The organism is Nitrincola sp. (assembly GCF_048264025.1).
Classification (GTDB): domain Bacteria; phylum Pseudomonadota; class Gammaproteobacteria; order Pseudomonadales; family Balneatricaceae; genus Nitrincola.
Genome location: NZ_JBLXDN010000013.1, coordinates 14,286 through 32,296 on the forward strand (window position 1 = coordinate 14,286; position 18,011 = coordinate 32,296).

The 18,011-nt window shown below is 49.3% G+C and carries 20 protein-coding genes; 11 read left to right on the forward strand and 9 right to left on the reverse strand.

Going from position 1 to position 18,011, the window contains the following annotated elements; genetic code table 11:
- Positions 1–38: 38 nt before the first annotated feature.
- The 4 genes from ACN0R1_RS11115 (at position 39) to ACN0R1_RS11130 (ending at position 2,205) form a co-directional block, all read left to right on the forward strand.
- Entirely contained in the window at positions 39–644 is a 606-nt protein-coding gene (locus ACN0R1_RS11115; RefSeq protein WP_417582797.1) for a cache domain-containing protein, read from the forward strand.
- A gap of 72 nt (positions 645–716) precedes the next feature.
- Entirely contained in the window at positions 717–1,037 is a 321-nt protein-coding gene (locus ACN0R1_RS11120; RefSeq protein WP_417582799.1) for a hypothetical protein, read from the forward strand.
- A gap of 13 nt (positions 1,038–1,050) precedes the next feature.
- On the forward strand, positions 1,051–1,578 hold the full coding sequence (locus ACN0R1_RS11125; protein WP_417582801.1) for a HAMP domain-containing protein: 528 nt from the start codon (positions 1,051–1,053) through the stop codon (positions 1,576–1,578).
- A 96-nt stretch (positions 1,579–1,674) separates the two neighbouring features.
- Complete coding sequence (locus ACN0R1_RS11130) at positions 1,675–2,205, forward strand: methyl-accepting chemotaxis protein (RefSeq protein ID WP_417582803.1); 531 nt, start codon at positions 1,675–1,677, stop codon at positions 2,203–2,205.
- Positions 2,206–2,257: 52 nt separating this feature from the next.
- Here ACN0R1_RS11130 and ACN0R1_RS11135 read toward each other — a convergent pair whose 3' ends face one another.
- The 5 genes from ACN0R1_RS11135 to ACN0R1_RS11155 all read right to left on the reverse strand — a co-directional run bounded on the left by ACN0R1_RS11135 (position 2,258) and on the right by ACN0R1_RS11155 (position 8,225).
- Positions 2,258–4,159 carry a hypothetical protein gene (locus ACN0R1_RS11135; protein ID WP_417582805.1) on the reverse strand — a complete coding sequence of 634 codons (1,902 nt, stop codon included), beginning with the start codon at positions 4,157–4,159 and terminating at the stop codon, positions 2,258–2,260.
- 216 nt (positions 4,160–4,375) lie between these two features.
- A complete protein-coding gene (gene mgtE / locus ACN0R1_RS11140) occupies positions 4,376–5,719 on the reverse strand; it encodes a magnesium transporter (protein ID WP_417582807.1) in 1,344 nt (447 codons plus the stop codon).
- 223 nt (positions 5,720–5,942) lie between these two features.
- The gene (locus ACN0R1_RS11145) at positions 5,943–6,422 is read right to left on the reverse strand and encodes an OmpA family protein (RefSeq protein WP_417582809.1); all 480 of its coding nucleotides are present in this window, start codon (positions 6,420–6,422) and stop codon (positions 5,943–5,945) included.
- Between the two features lie 24 nt (positions 6,423–6,446).
- Positions 6,447–7,682 (reverse strand): diguanylate cyclase domain-containing protein, encoded by a 1,236-nt coding sequence (locus ACN0R1_RS11150; RefSeq protein ID WP_417582811.1) that lies wholly within the window; start codon positions 7,680–7,682, stop codon positions 6,447–6,449.
- A complete protein-coding gene (locus ACN0R1_RS11155) occupies positions 7,683–8,225 on the reverse strand; it encodes a YfiR family protein (protein WP_417582813.1) in 543 nt (180 codons plus the stop codon). It abuts the gene before it with no gap.
- 397 nt (positions 8,226–8,622) lie between these two features.
- On the opposite strand from ACN0R1_RS11155, the gene ACN0R1_RS11160 reads away from it, so the two are divergent.
- On the forward strand, positions 8,623–9,267 hold the full coding sequence (locus ACN0R1_RS11160) for a nuclease-related domain-containing protein (protein WP_417582815.1): 645 nt from the start codon (positions 8,623–8,625) through the stop codon (positions 9,265–9,267).
- Positions 9,268–9,272: 5 nt separating this feature from the next.
- Here ACN0R1_RS11160 and ACN0R1_RS11165 read toward each other — a convergent pair whose 3' ends face one another.
- Genes ACN0R1_RS11165 through ACN0R1_RS11180 form a run of 4 tightly spaced genes read right to left on the reverse strand, consistent with a single transcriptional unit; the run spans position 9,273 to position 12,688 of the window.
- Positions 9,273–10,331, reverse strand: coding sequence for an FAD:protein FMN transferase (locus ACN0R1_RS11165; RefSeq protein WP_417582817.1), 1,059 nt, complete (start codon positions 10,329–10,331; stop codon positions 9,273–9,275).
- Positions 10,332–10,373: 42 nt separating this feature from the next.
- Positions 10,374–11,213, reverse strand: coding sequence for a tRNA cyclic N6-threonylcarbamoyladenosine(37) synthase TcdA (gene tcdA / locus ACN0R1_RS11170; RefSeq protein ID WP_417582819.1), 840 nt, complete (start codon positions 11,211–11,213; stop codon positions 10,374–10,376).
- Positions 11,207–11,914 (reverse strand): DnaA regulatory inactivator Hda, encoded by a 708-nt coding sequence (gene hda / locus ACN0R1_RS11175; RefSeq protein WP_417582821.1) that lies wholly within the window; start codon positions 11,912–11,914, stop codon positions 11,207–11,209. The genes tcdA and hda overlap by 7 nt, the downstream gene beginning before the upstream one ends.
- 3 nt (positions 11,915–11,917) lie before the next feature.
- Entirely contained in the window at positions 11,918–12,688 is a 771-nt protein-coding gene (locus ACN0R1_RS11180) for a DUF2066 domain-containing protein (protein ID WP_417582823.1), read from the reverse strand.
- 150 nt (positions 12,689–12,838) lie between these two features.
- Between ACN0R1_RS11180 and purM the strand changes: the two genes are divergently transcribed.
- From purM to ACN0R1_RS11210, 6 genes are all read left to right on the forward strand, one after another.
- Complete coding sequence (gene purM, locus ACN0R1_RS11185; RefSeq protein ID WP_417582825.1) at positions 12,839–13,900, forward strand: phosphoribosylformylglycinamidine cyclo-ligase; 1,062 nt, start codon at positions 12,839–12,841, stop codon at positions 13,898–13,900.
- Entirely contained in the window at positions 13,897–14,541 is a 645-nt protein-coding gene (purN, locus tag ACN0R1_RS11190; protein WP_417582827.1) for a phosphoribosylglycinamide formyltransferase, read from the forward strand. Before purM ends, purN begins: the two co-directional genes overlap by 4 nt.
- A 14-nt stretch (positions 14,542–14,555) precedes the next feature.
- A complete protein-coding gene (locus tag ACN0R1_RS11195) occupies positions 14,556–15,251 on the forward strand; it encodes a DUF3108 domain-containing protein (protein ID WP_417582829.1) in 696 nt (231 codons plus the stop codon).
- A 1-nt stretch (position 15,252) separates the two neighbouring features.
- A complete protein-coding gene (locus ACN0R1_RS11200) occupies positions 15,253–15,531 on the forward strand; it encodes a YfcL family protein (protein ID WP_417582831.1) in 279 nt (92 codons plus the stop codon).
- A 67-nt stretch (positions 15,532–15,598) separates the two neighbouring features.
- Complete coding sequence (locus ACN0R1_RS11205) at positions 15,599–15,970, forward strand: response regulator transcription factor (protein WP_417582833.1); 372 nt, start codon at positions 15,599–15,601, stop codon at positions 15,968–15,970.
- A gap of 4 nt (positions 15,971–15,974) precedes the next feature.
- The gene (locus ACN0R1_RS11210; RefSeq protein ID WP_417582835.1) at positions 15,975–18,011 is read left to right on the forward strand and encodes an exonuclease domain-containing protein; all 2,037 of its coding nucleotides are present in this window, start codon (positions 15,975–15,977) and stop codon (positions 18,009–18,011) included.

The following is an 18,011-nucleotide window of genomic DNA, read 5'->3' on the forward strand; positions in this document are numbered from 1 at the left end:
AAAATCGAGTTTACGCTCATTTTTGAGGATTAAAGATCATGCTGCGTTCAATAAAAGCAAAAATAGCAGTTTCAGCTGCTATTGGTGTACTGGTAACAGTTTTCTTACTGATTATATTTAGCGTTTACTCATCAAGGCAATCTAGCTCTTTAGTTAGAATTGAAGTATCAGACCTTGTCACCAAAATAACACTCGAAAAAATGATGAGCATCGCAGCTGATTCATCAAAAAATATTGCCAGGAAATTAGAAAAAGGTCTTCAGGCTGCAGAAACCCTATCTAACGCAGCATCTGGATTGAAAGCATCCCAAACTGGGCAGACATCAGTAAATATAGACAGAGCAACCTTCAACACTATTTTGCAAAATGTGCTTGATGCGGACAAGGATCTTAACGGTGTTTACAGTGCTTGGGAGCCAAATGCATTTGATAATCTAGATGCGAGTAATGCCAACGGACAATATGGCAACAACCCAGACACAGGGCGGTTCACCCCTTACTGGGTTCGCGATGCCAGCGGACGAGTCGACGTGCAACCCCTGGTTGAATACGATTCGTTGGAGGCCCACCCTAATGGAGTGAAGAAAGGCGCCTGGTTTCAGGTTCCTAAATCCACGTCGCGGTCCACAGTTACAGCTCCTTGACCTTATGTCGTACAAGGGCGAAATGTATGGTTAGCCACACTGTCTTCTCCTATTATGGTAAATGACAGATTTGTGGGTGTTACCGGTACGGATTATGATCTGGATTTTGTACAGAACCTAAGCAAAAGTGTGGCTGAATCGATCTATAAAGATGCGGCTATCGTTCGAATAATCACGTCAGATGGTTTATATATAGCCGACAGCGGAAACGCAAATAACATCGGTCAATCCATTCAAGGGACCTCTTCTGAATTTGGTCAAAAAATCGTCGATCAAATCAAACTTGGCGATATCGGCTACTTTATAGATGAATCCAATAATACTGTAAACGTTATTGCACCCATTATGTTGGGAAATACCAATATAAGTTGGGGGGGTAGCTATCACACTTGATAAGGCACTGGTATTGAGCGAGGTTGAAGATATAACAAGCAAGATTGACAGCCAAAACAAAAAAGATGCCATGTGGCAGGTTGTCATTGGTATAGTTCTGTCTGTCTTGGCTGTATTGGGCATGTTTATATTGGCAAGAAACATGAGCAAACCGATAATGAATGCTGTAGACATGGCTAAAGAAATTTCAAAAGGCTGCTTCGACCGACGATTAAATTACTCCAAAGAAGATGAAGTTGGTCAACTTTCTTTTGCCCTAGATAATATGGCAAATATTCTTAAATCTCATGCCGATATTGCAGAAAAAATTGCCAGCGGCAATCTCAACCAGACAGTCACTATGGCCGGAGTTGATGATCAGCTTGGCCTTGCTCTCAAAAGAATGCTGGATGACTTGAATCAACTGGTCAGTGACATTAAAACTCGGGCAGACATTATTGGTAGTAACTCTGATACGGTTTCGGTCATGAGCGATGATTTGTCCAATGGTGCTACAGATTCCGCTGCCTCAGTAACCGAGATAAGTGCATCTATCGCTTAAATCGCAACCCAAATCAGGCAAACCGCCAGTAACGCTGAAAAAGCCAGCGGCCTTTCTCTTGCAAGCGCAGACTCGGCTGGTGACGGAAATAATCTGATGGAAGAACTGCAAGTCGCCATGAATGAAATCGAGACGGCTGGCAATGACATTAATGAATTCATTAAGGTCATTCAATCTATAGCAGAACAAACCAATTTGCTGGCACTTAATGCCGCCATTGAGGCCGCCAGAGCTGGAGAGCAAGGACGGGGGTTTGCGGTTGTCGCTGACGAGGTTCGTCAGTTGGCTTCAAGAAGTGCCGAAGCCGTTAAGAAAACATCCCTTCTGGTGAGTGCTTCGAACGAAAAAACCCGCAAAGGTATAGCCTTGTCAGCTCAAACGGCTGAGGCACTGCAAAAGATTGTCCAAAACACGCATGACGCAGCGTCCTTGGTCAGGGAAATCTCTTCTGCATCGATACAACAGTCTACCGGAGCTGAACAGGTAGGCATTGCAATACAGCAGATTGATGAGGTTTCACACCGCAATAGTCAAACGTCGGAGAAGTGCGCAATAGCGTCCAATGAACTGGCTCAGGAGGCCTCAAAACTTACCGCACTGGTAGGCCGATTTAATCTTAAAAAATAATGGATTGTACATGACCTAAGGTGCCAGGGATGGCACGCTAATGTTTATCACCTCAGCAAGGGATTAACACCCAAGCAATGATCGTGTTAGCGTAGCCATCTTGGCGCTTATATTCACGATACCCTTCTGACTTGGCTGCACCAATAAGATACCCCGTGCCATCTAGCCGTACCGCCGTGGCTGTGGAGCCTTCTTTATGCAACTGGGCTAGATCAATATCCGGCCAAAACACCTCACCAATAGCATGTTCAGCTGAAGAACTGGCAATCACCACCCCCTTATCTGTGGTAAATAAGGCTTTGGACCCAGCCTTAATCACATCATGTTCACGCGGTAAAACATCATTAAGAATAGCGTTAAACTCCACCGTAGAATCAAATACTATGCCAATCCCTCCGATTATTTTATCAGCTTGGTTCATATCACGAAGTGCAGCGTTATAAATATACGTTGACTCTCCCTGATAACATTCAAAAGGCTCGAAAGGCGAAACACAGTACTCATAGATATTTTTTAATTGAAAAACCGCCTGCACACCGGAGTCAGCCGCCACGCTTTGGCCAACCTTATGCTCATATCTGTCATCTGAAAATGCCACATAACGTCCCTGTTTATCATAAACATACAGAGTGTGATAAACAGTATATAGGGAGTGTATTTTCGCTAGAGTTTGTTTAATGCTGTCCTTATCTAGTTCAGATAAGGCGGTGCGTAACAAGCTACTTAGCCCCCACCAGCGACAATCATTAGCGCGCTCGTATAAGTTACGATCCATGATATCTACCGCCAGGCTGGCCTGTAGTCTTATAGCATTTAACTGGCCGGATATAATCGTAGAAAACAACGATTCAATGGACTCAGCAAACACATTATCAATATCTCGCCCAATATTTTTAATGGCCTCTAAAACTGGCATGAATTCCACTGCATTTTCACGCGCCGCCGTGATCACGCCATTTAATACGATCAATTGTAAATCATCATTAATTGTCATTGCCTGGCGACGAATATCAAGCAGGTTATCAGAAATCAATCCAGACAATTCTGAGAACAATGATGCACTGTCGTTTTGATTTGCACTATCAGCACTGGTACTTCCGTCGATATATTCAATAGGCATTAAGGATCCAACATGCCAATTTTCTGGGCCAGCGTAGCCTTGATAGGCTTGCCCTTTAGCACAAACAGCCACCATCTCTTGGTTGTCTATGGAAATCATTTGAGGTGCTGTTTTTAATGTCAACCTAGAGGGATACGGCTGATGAGAAGTTTTTGGTGCAAACAACACCTTTCCCGCACCATTTAGAAGCAAGAAATCGTTAGCGTCTTGGGATGACAACAGGCGACTGATGATACCTTCTAACTTATTATGAAAACGGAAACAAAGCACAATCACCCCAACCACTTTACCGTTTTCTACCACCGCATTTGCATACAAAAGATGAGCTTGCGCGTCTCCCATGAGTTGGGTCGCACCAAAATATTCCACATAATGGTTAGGGGTTCTAACAGCTCGCTGAATCATAGCATCGGAGACCTTACCTGTTCGGCTAGGCTGACTCAATTGAAACACTAAGGTGCCGTCAGGCTTTAACAAAACCGCATCTTGATACACTGAATAAATGCTTACATAAGCCTGCAAAAAACCCTTAATAAACTCCCTATCCTTTTCATTTACAATGGATTTTTTAAGAAATTGAACGATATCATAGTCCGTCGACAAAAAACCTATGTCCGCCGTTCGTTCAAAAAGGTTGCGAATCAGAACATCGATAGCCATCTGGCAACGAGAGGTATCTTGAAGAAGAATCTTACGCGCATGCTCGTTAATTAAGCTTTCAATCAGCCTGTTCTGTAAGTGATTAAACTGAACAAGTGTGCTGTCCATATCTTGTAAAATAGTTGCAGCCACTTCTAAGCTGTTTATTTTTCCGATCAGGGATATTTTTTCCACCAAGTGCTTAGTGACTTTAAACCCTGGTCATATTGACCAACTCCCTTCATAACACGCTTCATAGTTTCTTGATGTGCAGAGAGAAAGGCATCCATGACACGAACCTTAAAATGTTAAAGATTTAACTGTATAGCAAGGCATATGCCAAAATGGCAACTATGTATATAAGTTAACATAAGCCTACTCTCACACCTTTTATATCAAGCAGTCCCCCACTCACACCCCCAATATCGCCGTAGCAATACCGAAATACACCAAAATCCCCGCTGCATCGGCGATGGTTGCCACCAAAGGGGCGCTGGCAGTGGCTGGATCCAGACCCAGCTTATGAAGTACAAAGGGCAGGCTAAGACCTAACAGGCTACCCAGCATAACCACGGCCACCATACTCAACGCTACAATCACGGCAATTTCCATACCGCCACGAAAATGACCGATGAAGGCGACAGCAAAGGCCATAGTCAAGCCCAGCGCCAGCGCCACCAGGATCTCTCGACCAAATAATTTTGCCCAGTCAGACAGTTTGACATCTCCAGTACCCAGCCCACGTACCATCAGGGTTGAAGCCTGAGAGCCTGCGTTACCAGCACTACCGATCAATAACGGCATAAAAAATACCAGCACGGCATATTTAGCGATAGTGTCTTCGTAGATGGCAATCCCGGCGGCGGTAAAAATATTGGCGAATACCAGTAATAATAACCAGAAGATACGTTTGCGATACAGCATGAAGATGGTGGCATCTTTAAAACTGCCTTCAAGCCCACCAACAGACCCCCCTTTGAGGATATCCTCAGTGGCCTCGGCTTCGGCGACGTCCATCGCATCATCATAGGTGACGATACCGACCAAGCGATGCTGGCTATCAACCACCGGCAAAGCCAGCAAGTCGTAGCGACTGATCATTTTTGCCGCAAGCTCCTGATCCTGATCCGGTGACATGGTAATCAGCTCGGTTTCCATCAAATCACTGATCAGTGCCGTGGGCCGGCTGACAATCAACTCGCGTAATGAAATGGTGCCAGCTAAACGATGCAGCTTATCCAGCACATAGATCTGGTAGATGGTTTCAGCATCCGGTGCGGTTTTACGTATTTTGTCTAGCGCCTGCAGCACCGTATCAGTTACCGGTACACTGGCATAATTACTGGTCATGATGGCGCCGACAGTCTCATCCTCATACGAGGCCATGCGCCGAAGGTCTTCACGCTCCTCCTGCGCCATCAGTTTGAGTACTGAGGTTTGCCGGTCTTCATCCATGATATTGAAAAGGTCGGCACGCTCGTCCGAGTCCATACAGTTCAATAACTGCGCCAGCCCTTCGGCTGTCATCAGTTCAGACACCTGAAACTGGGTGTTTAAGGGTAGGTAACCAAAGACTTCGGCGCGCTCTTCAATGTCCAGATGAGCCAACAGCTTCAGGCTGACTTCAACCGCTTCATGACGAAGAAATTCTGCCAGGTCGGCAGGCTGAAACTCGGCCACCAGCGATTCCAAGGCAACAACATCTTGTTTTTCCATTGCCTTGCGCAGTGAATCAGCGAGTTCTGCATAGTTCATTGTCAGTCTCCAAAGCAGGCTCGACACCTGCCCGGAACTGACCCACTGCTAACTAGTGGTTAAGGAAGGACGTGCGTGGAGCGGGCAAATAACGGTTGAGTGCTGCTAAAACAACATCGGCTGGGGGCCATGATGCTCCTCAGATTAGACCATAAAATTATGTATAATATATTGAAAAAAAGCGTATTTTGTCAATAAACACGTCTACTTGGACTCCGTGGTATTAATTAGCCACTATGATTGTCACGCGTCGGTTTTCGCCACGTCCACTATAGGTATTGTTATCCGCTATTGGCTTGCTGCCCCCCATGCCACGAACCAGGATATTATCTCTTGGCATGCCATTACTGATCATAACCTCGGCGACAGCCGCTGCCCGACGTTGTGACAGATCAAGATTGTAGGCAGGTTCGCCAGAGGTATCAGTGTGTCCTTCCAAAGTAAGCCCGCTAATTCCTACTCCCACAAAATCATGGGTAATATCTGCAAGTGTTTGCTGACTAGCAGGTGCTATATTATCAGAATCGAATTCAAACAATACTTTGGCTGCCATACCAAACTCCCAACCTTCATCAGAAAGCTTGAATCCATACTTTTGCAGCACAGCAACCTGCTCTGAATTCAACCCTTGTTGCTGGAACAGCTGACACGCCGTTAACATCGCCACACACACCAGCAAAACCAAAACCCTCAAAACTCTCACAGCACTCTCCTCTTCGCATCCAATTTATAGAATATAATAATGTTTCTCATTGTTTTTTGCAGCATACATAGCTTCATCTGCTGCTTGCATCAACGCTTTCGGGGTTTCACCATGCTGAGGAAAAGTGGCGGCTCCTAGGGTAAGTGAAAAACAAACCCTCTCCCCACTCTCCAATATAATCGGATGAGACATGGCGTCGACAATTTTTTTGACTATGCCTTCAAGGTCCTGATCTTGCTGCAAAGGCTGTATCAGTATAGCGAATTCATCCCCGCCAAGACGTGCTAACTGATCCTGCTCTCTGATCAAAGCACTCAGACGTTTCGCTGTTGTGACTAGGATCTCGTCCCCAGCGGCATGCCCAAACGTATCGTTGATGGACTTAAACTGGTAACCATCAATATAGAGCAGTGCCAGCCGGAATCCCTTATCACGAGCAGAAATAACCTGCTGCGATAACACGCGTTCGAAATAGGCACGGTTTGCCGCCCCGGTGAGCGAGTCATGATTAGCCCTGTAGCTGAGAGAAGTATTCTCTTGCTGCAGATGTCCTTCCCAAGTCTCGATCTCATCCAGCAATATATTCAAATCTTCAGCCAATTCCCGGATTTCATAAATGGAGCTGAGCGGTGCTCTAAGTTCAAAAGAACGTTCACGCGCAATTTTTCTGGCAATATTGGCTAGTTCCTGCACAGATTTGCAGATGAAAGCATGTATGCGACCACCTTCAACATTCGCACCCAGCGTACTGATAATCAGACTGAAAAATACTGCCAGAATGCCGCACAGCATAAAGATGAAGAAAACAGTACCATCTGTATAAATTTTCAGCTCACCAACCTGCTCACCATTATGGCGCACAGGTACGACTCTGGGTTGATCAAGAATAAGACCTAAAACCTGTCGCTCGATTTGACCCCATTGGGTCTTACCAGAGGCATTCCACTCGTACAAGGTATTGCCTCGCTCATCGAGTACAATCACTTCTGAGAGTTTCTCTGTTTCCAGGATTAGATCAACACCCTCACCTATCGCATCACTGTCTTTGAACACCACAGCGGCTTCAAGCGTATAGGACAAGACTCGGCTAACCAGTTTTTGGTTGTGATCTGCCAGGTTAACCAGTGCAACCAAACCCAATATCGTCAGGATAGCGCCCGATGTAACAATGCCCACCAGATTACTGCGTATTTGTGCCTTGTGCATCAATCCGCGCAAGGTAACTATCTTGCGGTAATTGATACTAGTGTTCTGACTCATCTAGTTTGGCCTCAATTCTCTTCCAAGTTTCAGTACTTGCGGATGTATGCGAATACCGCTGCGCGCTACTGCATCCAGGTTAACTTGGAATGAGCTCCCACCTTCTACAAGGTTCAAACAAATCAGGCTGCCGCCATCACAGTGAGGGTCCTGTTCACTAATACTCAGTACAGGCTTGCCAATAATCCCAGACAGGAGGCTGTCTCGATCCGAAGAATTAAGCAATCCGATATATAGAATATCGCAACTCTCAACATCCCAGTGATCACTTTCCTGATAATGATGCCAGGTGTAAGAGTTCCTGTTCATACCCTGATCAAAAAGAGCTTGCCTATAGAGCGTTGATCCGACGACACAGGCTTTCGACGGAGCTATGTCTTCAGGCCAACGAGAATAGCTGACAATACCAGATACAATATAAGAAACTTGCTGGCCAGTCTTTTGCTCTCTATCAGCATCAATATCAGACGACGAAGCAGCCCTCACCAGGTCGGGTGCCAGGAAAACAACTGATATGAGAGCAAGAAAAATTAAAAAACGCATCACGGAACACAGCTCCTAACATTATATCGCTTTAGCCAGCCAGTACTGTCTGATGTTTGCTTTGCTACAGTACATTACCCGTTTAACAGAACACACTTCAGGTAATCCTTATGTTCCATACTAACAGCCCTGTCATCAAACACAAAGCTGGCTGGCTGAACCATGCCAGTGTAAGCACACCTCCGCAGGCTCTTGTTTAAAAACCTATTGAGCTCACGTAAAAACTTAGTTAATCTTAATGCAAGCAGGGAATGCAGCACCCCACCTCAATGAAAGCCCAGGATTGGCGGCCCTTCACTCCCTATTCTTATTGTACTGCCACTCATGTAATTTGGACCTTGATTCAATCAAAATAGAACAGATTTCAACATGAGGGGCGCCAAGCAGGACAATGAAAATGGATATTCTAAGCTTATATGCAGAGGCACTAACTCAGTTCTGGTTCATCATTCCACTGTTCATCGTCATACAGTTATTCAAGAGCCGCTGGTTTAAGGGTATTTTTGGCGAGTTTCTGGTAAATCGGCTGCTGTCCAAGCTTCCTGCTGAAGACTACACCATCATCAAGGATGTCACCCTGCCAACAGCTGATGGCACCACACAGATCGACCACATCATTATTTCCAGATATGGAATATTTGTTGTCGAAACCAAGAATATGAAAGGCTGGATATTCGGTTCAGCAACACAAGCGCAATGGACGCAGAAAATCTATCGCCACACCTCCAAATTTCAAAACCCGATACACCAGAACTACAAACACATCAAAACGCTGGAAGCCGCACTCGGTTGCCCAACTGAACTGCTTCACTCAGTCATTGTATTTGTCGGTGATAGTGAGTTCAAAACAGACATGCCCGACAACGTCATCGAAGCACGCCAATGCCTGGATTATATCCGCCGTTTCCAGCAACCTGTGTTAAACACGCAAGAAACGCGCTCTCTGACTCAGATAATCGAAGCGATCAAATTAAAGCCTGGCATCGCCACAGACCTGGCCCACCGACAACATGTCAAAGAGATGTTCAAAGTCAGCGAGTAATTGCATTACTCGCTTTGCAACAATGCCTGCGCTTTCTCTTCACCGAGATATTCCACCATCGCTGAAGAGAGGTGCGTAATCCAGCCGTCTCCGTTTCGCTCCAGCATCAGCACCCGCAGGTTTACTGATTCAGCCAGTGGTAACCCCTCGGTCCCCAACACCATCATTGCGGTGGCCCAGGCATCCGCATCGGCGTTCTCAGGGGCCAGTACCGTTACCGAAGCCACGCGGTGATCTATTGGCCAGCCAGTGAGCGGATTGATGGTATGAGAAAAGCGCTGACCATCGACTTCAAAATAATTACGGTAATCCCCTGAAGTCGCTATCGACATATCCTTCACAGGGATAATATGATGAGCCACCTGCACCCCGCTGTGGGGTAACTCTATACCAATACGCCAGCTCTGACCTGGCTCACGTTCACCGAATGCCACCAACTCTCCGCCGATATTCACCAGAAAGTGACTCAGTCCCTGAGCCGCCAGATAACGTGCGACTTCATCAACACCGAAGCCCTTGGCAACCCCCGACAGATCAATAAAGAAATCCTGCTGCCGGCGTGCCCGACTGGCGGAGGCATCCAGCTCCAGCCCCTGATAGCCAGCTGTAGCCAGCCTGTCTTGCAGTAGGCCGGGCTCAGGAATCACATCAGGCCGCTGCTCCGGGCCAAAACTCCACAAGTTGACCAGATTGCCTACGGTGACATCAAATGCTCCGCCACTTTGAGTAGAGATGGTCTGGCTCAGAGACAACACCTGCATCAACTCCGGTGATAACGCCATCCACTCGCCGACCGGATGCACGTTCAGCTGCATCAACTCCGACTCTGACTTCCAGGTCGACATTTGCCAGTCCACCCGGTCTAGTGTTGCTTCGATTCCCTGGCGTAATAGGGTCAATTGCTCTTCACTCATCGGATCGGCTATTGACACCACCCAGAAGGTACCAAAAATGCCACCCTCAAGACGCTTAACCTCGGGAGGCGTTTCGGTTTCAGCACAGCCCGCCAATAGCAGCAAGCACAACAACACAACCGTCAGATACAACGAACGCATCGGATTCATTAACCAGTCACCTTAGCTTTTATAGAAATAGCTTTTATGGATTCAGCCAGCCGCCTGCTGGCGTACAAAACGGGCTTCCATTTTCTTTAACAAACGTGCCACCGCCACAAACCCAAAGGTGGCCGTGACACAGGTTGCCGCGCCAAACCCACCGGCACAATCCAGCCGCGTGGGGCCGCCTGCTTCAGGCTTGCGATAACAGACGCTGCCATCCGCCTGAGGGTAGCGTAATTGCTCGGTAGAATAGACACAGTCGATACCAAACTTGTCGGTTTTGCTGAAACCATGGTGGCGCTTTAATACAGAGCGTAATTTGGCCGCCAACGGGTCTTGAGAAGTTCGGGTCAGATCAGCCACAGCGACTTGCGTCGGATCAGTTTGTCCCCCCGCACCACCGATGGTGATCAGTGGAATTTTACGCCGCTTGCACCAGGCAATCAGCGCGGCTTTATCTCGCACATTATCGATGGCATCCACAACATAATCGGCATCATCCGGGATCAACTCAGCGATATTAGCGGCTTGAATAAACGCCGCCTGAGTCTCGACCTGGCAATAAGGATTGATATCCCGTAGTCTTGCGGCCATGACATCTACTTTCATCTGCCCAATACTACTGGAGGTGGCATGTACCTGACGGTTAATATTGCTGATGCAGATATCGTCCAGATCAATCAGCGTAATCTGTCCTATGGCCGTGCGGGCAAGCGCCTCAGCGACCCAGGAACCCACGCCACCGATCCCCACCACAATCACCCTCGCCTGACGAAAATACTCGGTCAGTGATTCACCGTAGAGACGCCGCGTGCCGCCAAAACGCAATTGATAATCAGCATCGGCCGACGCTGAGTCAGCATTAGATTCTATTGCTTGTATCACCATCCCATCACCTGTTTTACGAAGGGGACAGTAATACGGCGATGGGCACTCAAGGAGGCATGATCTAACTGATCCAATACATTGAGTAACTCAGTCAGATCACGTTTGCCATGATGCATAATATAACGCAGCACGTCATCGCTGAGTTCAAACCCACGACTGGAAGCACGCGCTTTCAGGGTTTCTATTTTAGCCTCTTCATGCAATGGCTGCACCTGAAACACCAACCCCCAGTGCAAGCGCGATGTCAGATCAGGCAACTGCAAGCGTAGACCGGAGGGCGATTGTGTGGCGGCTGTCACCAACGATACATTAGCGGCACGCAAGCGATTGAACAGATGAAACACAGCTTCTTCCCAAACCGGTTTGCCAGCAATTTCCTGCAGATCATCAAGACAGACCAGGTCCATCTGTTCCAGCCCCTCAAACAGAGAGGCATCATAGTCAATCAATTCACTCAGGGGTAAGTAGGCGGCATGGCGGCCCAGCGCATCGGCATGATGACAGCTGCTCTGCAACAGATGGGAACACCCCTGGCCGGGGCTGCCCCATAAGTACAACACCTGTTCACCCTGACCGGATGCTGAAGCCTTCAGCGTTTCACACAGCAGACCATTATCACCAATGATGAAATTTTCAAAGCGCGCTTCTTCTCGTAATGAGATGCCCAGTGGTAACTGAACAGGCGGTGTCAGATTGGACATAACTCAGTTCCAGACAAATTCCAGCTGCCCATCTGGCAGTTCGGTAAGTTGAGATCCACGTAACAGATCACGCTGTAAGGCAGACACGGCGCCTTCATAGTCAATACTGACGCGCAGTGTCCCGGCATTGAAACTCACCGGTATGACCGCTTGAGCACCCAGGCGTTCCGTAAACAGATCCATAACCTGTAGATAATCACCGGCCTGATTCAAGCGGTACACGGTTACCAGATAGCCGGGGGGCGTCATCTGGCCCGGCAGAGACAGTGGAGCCACGATAGCATTTGGATCGGCCGCAACGGATGGTGCCGATGTGCTTGACGCAGACAGACTCGCCAACAGTTCATCAACCTGTACCTGCCAGTCACCTTGCGTGGAAAGTAACTGACGTTCACCATCCTGCCAGACTACCCATTCGGTAAACGGCTCAGTCCCACCAGCATCAACACGCCCAACCACCACTGTATCTGCGGCATAACGCATTGAGGCGGACAGCACCGCTTCATCCGCCCCGCGCCATAAAGCATCGACACTCAGCGACTGCTGATCAGCCAGATCCATCAGCGGCGATAATACCGCCAAGGATGACGGTGCCGATGTACGCAAGCCTCGGATCAGTGGATGGCTGGTTGTTGCAAAGTCGCGCACTCCAGCCTGCTCTTCAGCAAGCCAGACCAGCATGGACTCTGCCGCAATCCCCTTCAGAGGTAACAACAGCAACAATATGGCCAGGGTTTGCTTCCATTTTAACCTGCTTGATTTGTGCTTTGTCATGGGTAATTGATTCCGAATGCTGATTTTTTAACCGATTTTTACAGAATTTGGTCTACAACTTTAACACACAATAGCCCAGTCACCATCAACCTGATAAACTTGCGAGCTGAATTTCTTCTTCTCATCCGTGATCTAAAGGTCGGATACACCATGTCTACAGATTCTGTAAAAACATCACTCAGTTACAAAGATGCCGGGGTCGATATCGATGCCGGAAACGCGCTGGTCGAGCGCATTAAAGGTGTGGCCAAACGCACTGCTCGCCCGGAAGTATTGGGTGGACTGGGTGGATTTGGTGCCCTGTGTGAAATTCCCGAAGGTTACCGCAAGCCCGTACTGGTTTCCGGCACTGACGGTGTAGGAACCAAACTACGCCTGGCCATGGAGCTGAACAAACACGACACTATCGGTATCGATCTGGTGGCCATGTGTGTAAACGATCTGGTGGTCGCAGGCGCTGAGCCGCTGCTGTTTCTGGATTACTACGCCACTGGCCACCTGAATGTGGATATGGCTGCCGATGTAGTTACTGGTATTGGTAAGGGTTGCGAACTCGCTGGTGCGGCGTTGGTTGGCGGCGAAACAGCTGAAATGCCGGGCATGTACGAAGGTGACGACTACGACCTCGCCGGTTTCTGCGTCGGTGTGGTGGAAAAAGATGAGATCATTGATGGCTCCCTTGTACAAGCCGGTGATGCACTGTTAGCGCTGGCGTCTTCTGGCCCGCACTCCAACGGTTATTCACTGATTCGCAAGATTATCGAGTTCAGCCAGGCTGATCTACAACAGCCTATGGGTGATACCACGCTGGCGGCTGCTCTGATGGAGCCAACACGTATCTATGTGAAGCCGTTGCTGCAACTGATCAAAACCTTGCCAGTTCATGCGCTGTCACACATCACCGGTGGTGGTCTGCTGGAAAATATTCCACGCGTACTGCCCGCCGATGCCAAAGCAGTGCTGAATGCCGACAGCTGGGCGCTGCCGGCCGTATTCAACTGGTTACAACAGGCTGGCAATGTTGACCTGCAGGAGATGTACCGCACCTTCAATTGTGGCGTCGGCATGGTCATTGCGGTCGCACAAACGGATAAAGCCCGCGCACTTGAGCTGCTGAGCCAGTTGGGTGAAACAGCCTGGGAAATTGGTCATATCGAAACCGCCGCCGCAGGCGAAGCCCAGGTTGAAATGCGTTCCGGCAAAAGCGCATGAGCAAACGTATCGTTGCGCTGATCTCTGGCAGCGGTTCGAATCTGCAGGCGATCATGGACCAATGTAACCAGGGCAACATCAATGGCAAGGTGGTTGGTGTTATCAGCAACCGCGATGATGCCTTTGGCCTCAAACGCGCCGAAATGGCCGGTATTCCCGGCTATTTCATCAGCCATCGCGACTACACCAGCCGTGAAAGCTTTGATCAGGCGTTGATGCGCCAGATCGATGCCTGCGAGCCTGATCTGGTGGTGTTGGCGGGCTTTATGCGTATTTTAAGTCCGGAGTTCGTGCGTCACTATGCCGGGCGACTGTTCAATATTCATCCGTCTTTGCTGCCACGCTACAAAGGACTTAACACTCACCAGCGGGTGCTCGAAGCTGGCGATCCTGAACACGGTTGCACAGTCCATTTTGTGACTGAGGAACTGGACGGCGGACCTCTGGTCATACAAGCCAGAACAGCTGTATTGACCAGTGATGATTCAGCTTCGCTTCAGGGTCGTATGCATACGCTGGAGCATCAGATCTATCCGCTGGCCGTCAGTTGGTTCTGTGCTGAGCGACTGAAGCTGACCGAAGAAGGAGTATTGCTTGATGATACCCTACTTCCGGCTTCGGGCTTTCAATTGGAGTCTTAACGAGAGGATTGTGCATGCTGCGCAAAGGTTGCATTACATTATTTATACTGTTGCTGAGCCTTCCGGTCTTAGCCAGTCCAGTTGAGCTGAAGCCCTACCGGGCGGTTTACAGCAATAAAGTAGATGCAACTATTTCCGTCAATGGTGAAGCCATTCGTGAGCTTAAACAGCTGGATGATGGCACCTGGGAACTCTCCGTTGAAGCCTCTGCAATGATGGCCAATATTCACGAGTCTACGCACGTAACCCAACGGGACAACCAACTGCTTCCACTGCGCTATGACTATCATCGTCGCATTCTGACCCGAAATCGAACCGCCCAGTTACGTTTTGACTGGGAGGCCGGCCATGTCACCACCGATATAGATGACAAACCCTGGCGCATGGCGATAGAGCCGGGCATACACGATAAGCTGAGCTACCAGTTGCAGATGCCAGCCGATATTGCGGCTGGCAAAACATCACTCAGCTATCAGGTAGCCGATGGTGGACGCCTGCAAACCTACCTTTTTAAAGTTACCGGGGAAGACCTGGTCGACACCCCTGCCGGTCAGTTCAATGCATTTCGAGTGGAACGTGACAGAGGTGAAGACTCCGAACGGGAAACCCTGATCTGGTTTGCACCCGAACTTGACTACCTAATAGTTCGCCTGGAACAGGTTGAACCCAATGGTAATCGCTTTACCCTACTACTCAAACAAGCCCAGTAATATGACCAACGTTACCCTGCAAGCCGATACGGCTTATGAGAAATTAATACGCCTTGAAGCCAGCGCAGAAACCAGCAGTGACGAGCTGTTCTGCTGTGCTTACCTGCTGGGCCATTTAAGCCTGATCAGTGGTCAGGAATTAATGGACAGTGCGAGTCTCGACCAGTTGATGCATACCAGCCTGCAACAGGCGTTTACCATTGACCGACTCTCGGATCAGGACAAAACGGCCATAGTGGCACTCTGGGACAATGTGTCTTTATCAGCTGATCGGGATTAATTCCAGGCCGCACTTTCAACTTATCTTCATCCGCACTAGACTTAACTAAAAAGAATAAGGAGTGCATATGACCAAAGTACTGGTAGTGGATGATGAGCCAAACATCCTGTTATCACTCGAATTTCTGATGGAGCAAGCGGGCTTCACTGTATCAACGGCTGAAGATGGTGAGGCCGCGCTGGAGCAGATCAGCCAGATCGAGCCTGACTTGGTATTGCTGGATATCAGCTTACCCGGCATCAGCGGCTTTGACGTCCTTGAGCAGTTACGCAAAGACAGTCGTTTCACCCGGCTACCGGTGATTATGCTGACAGCCCACGGGCGAGAGGTTGAGCGTGAAAAAGGCATGGCGCTGGGTGCCGATGACTATATCACCAAACCCTTCTCCACCCAGGCACTCGTACAAAAAGTTAGGACACTGCTTCAGGAAGCGGGCTAAGCCTATGCCAAAACGTCAGTTTCTGCTGGGTATCTGGATGCTGGCAACAGGTTTGGTTACCTTCGCGGCCATAATCTTCGGAGCTCTGCTAGATAGCCAGTTCACAACCGATCTGTCTAGCCGCGTACTGCTGTGGGTCGCGGTACTCGTCGCACCCGTAGCGATGCTGCTGATCGGCCTTTGGTTGGAGCGTAAGCTTTTCTCACCCTTGCGACATCTTCAGATTCAATTTGCCCGGCTTGCGGCCAATCCAGATGCTAAAGACGATTTCAACCCGGAAGGCTGGCTCAGCAGCTTAACCAATGACTTTTCCCGTTTGCGTGAAGGCTGGCGTAGTGACCGAGAGTTGCTCAGTTCGGCCCGCGAGGAAGGTGCGCGCGATGCAGCGCGCATTCGTCATGAATTAGAAGCCGTTCTGGCCGTACTGGAGACCCCGTTGCTGCTGTGTGATAAACACCAGCGTGTACTTATGCTGAATCCTGCAGCTAAAGATTTTTTTAGCGATCACCCGGCACTAGGCCTTGGGCGTCATCTACAGCAACTACTACCCTTACCCAACCTCACCGAGGCACTGAAAAAACTGCCTACCGACGGCAGCCCTCGACAACTCTTGTTACACCATGAGGAGCGCTGGCTGCGCTGTGATCTGCGCCGCGTTCGTGCTAACCAGGGTGAAGCCTTACTGACACTGACTGACAGTACTGATACACATGAAAGTCATCTGCGCTGGCGGCAGCCGTTGGCCCAGTTGCTCCCGGAACTTCGCGGACATACAGCCAGCCTGACCACCACTGCGGAAGCGCTGAGCGGATCCGCAACTGACAGTGATATTCGCCCTCGGCTAGAAACGGCCATGCATGAAGAAAGCCGTATACTCGGTGACCTGATCGATCAGTTGTCACGTGTTCTCGAATCGCTGCAACTGGATCAAACCTGCTTGTCTGACACCTGGTCGGTTGACTTAACCAGCGCGATGACAGACCTTTGGGACGACAAATCCATCACCATCACTCCCATCGGCATTCCTGCCTGGTTTCGTGCCGATAGTCCTACTCTGCTAGCTATGCTGGAAGTACTGCTAACCAAGCTAAGCATGACCACCGACAAGCACGCCTTTGATGTGGAGTTTTGTCTTGGTAATAAGCGCGTCTACCTTGATCTCGTCTGGGAAGGCCAGCCTGTCACGCAGAAAACCCTGGAATCCTGGCGCTCCCTGCCACTTTCTGAGCAGCCCTTGGCTCCGCGAATCAGCGATGTACTCAGTCAGCATAACTCTGACTGGTGGTGCTTACCGGACCATGATCGCGAACATGCGCGCCTGCGCATCCCCTTACCAGCGACTGACCGTTACGCCGAACCCGATCGCAAAACCGAACCCAGACCGGAGTTTCATGATTTCAGTATTGCTGAGCTGCCGCCGCCTGACAGCGAGCTGGGCAACTGCCTATTAAAGCAACTGGAAATGGCCGTATTTGATACCGAAACCACCGGTCTTAAACTGCGCGAGGGTGATACGGTCGTCAGCATTGGTGCTTGTCGCATTATCAATGGTCGTTTGCGCGCCAACGAACAGTTTGATCAACGAGTCAATCCGGGCAGACCGATTCCAGTTGAAAGCACGCGTATACACGGGCTCAGTGATGCCGATGTGCAGGATGCCCCCCCCTTGGCCGTGGTATTACCTCGCTTCCGTAACTATGTCGGACAGGCGGTTCTGGTAGCTCATAATGCCGCTTTTGACCTGCTGGCTATTAATCTACCGGGTCTGGAAGCTGGCATTCACTTTGATATGCCGGTATTGGATACACTGCTGTTATCTCGGGTCATTGACCCGGATCTGGAAGAACATGGTCTGGATGCGCTTTCGGAGCGATTTCAGATCACCTTTCCGGCAGGCACCCGCCACACCGCCCTGGGTGATGCACGCGTCACCGCTGAGTTAATGCTCAACCTGATCCCACGCCTGGAAGCACGTGGCATTCATACGCTGCAACAGGCCCTGGCACTCCAGGCCACCGCTGAAACGGTCAGGGTAGGCTAG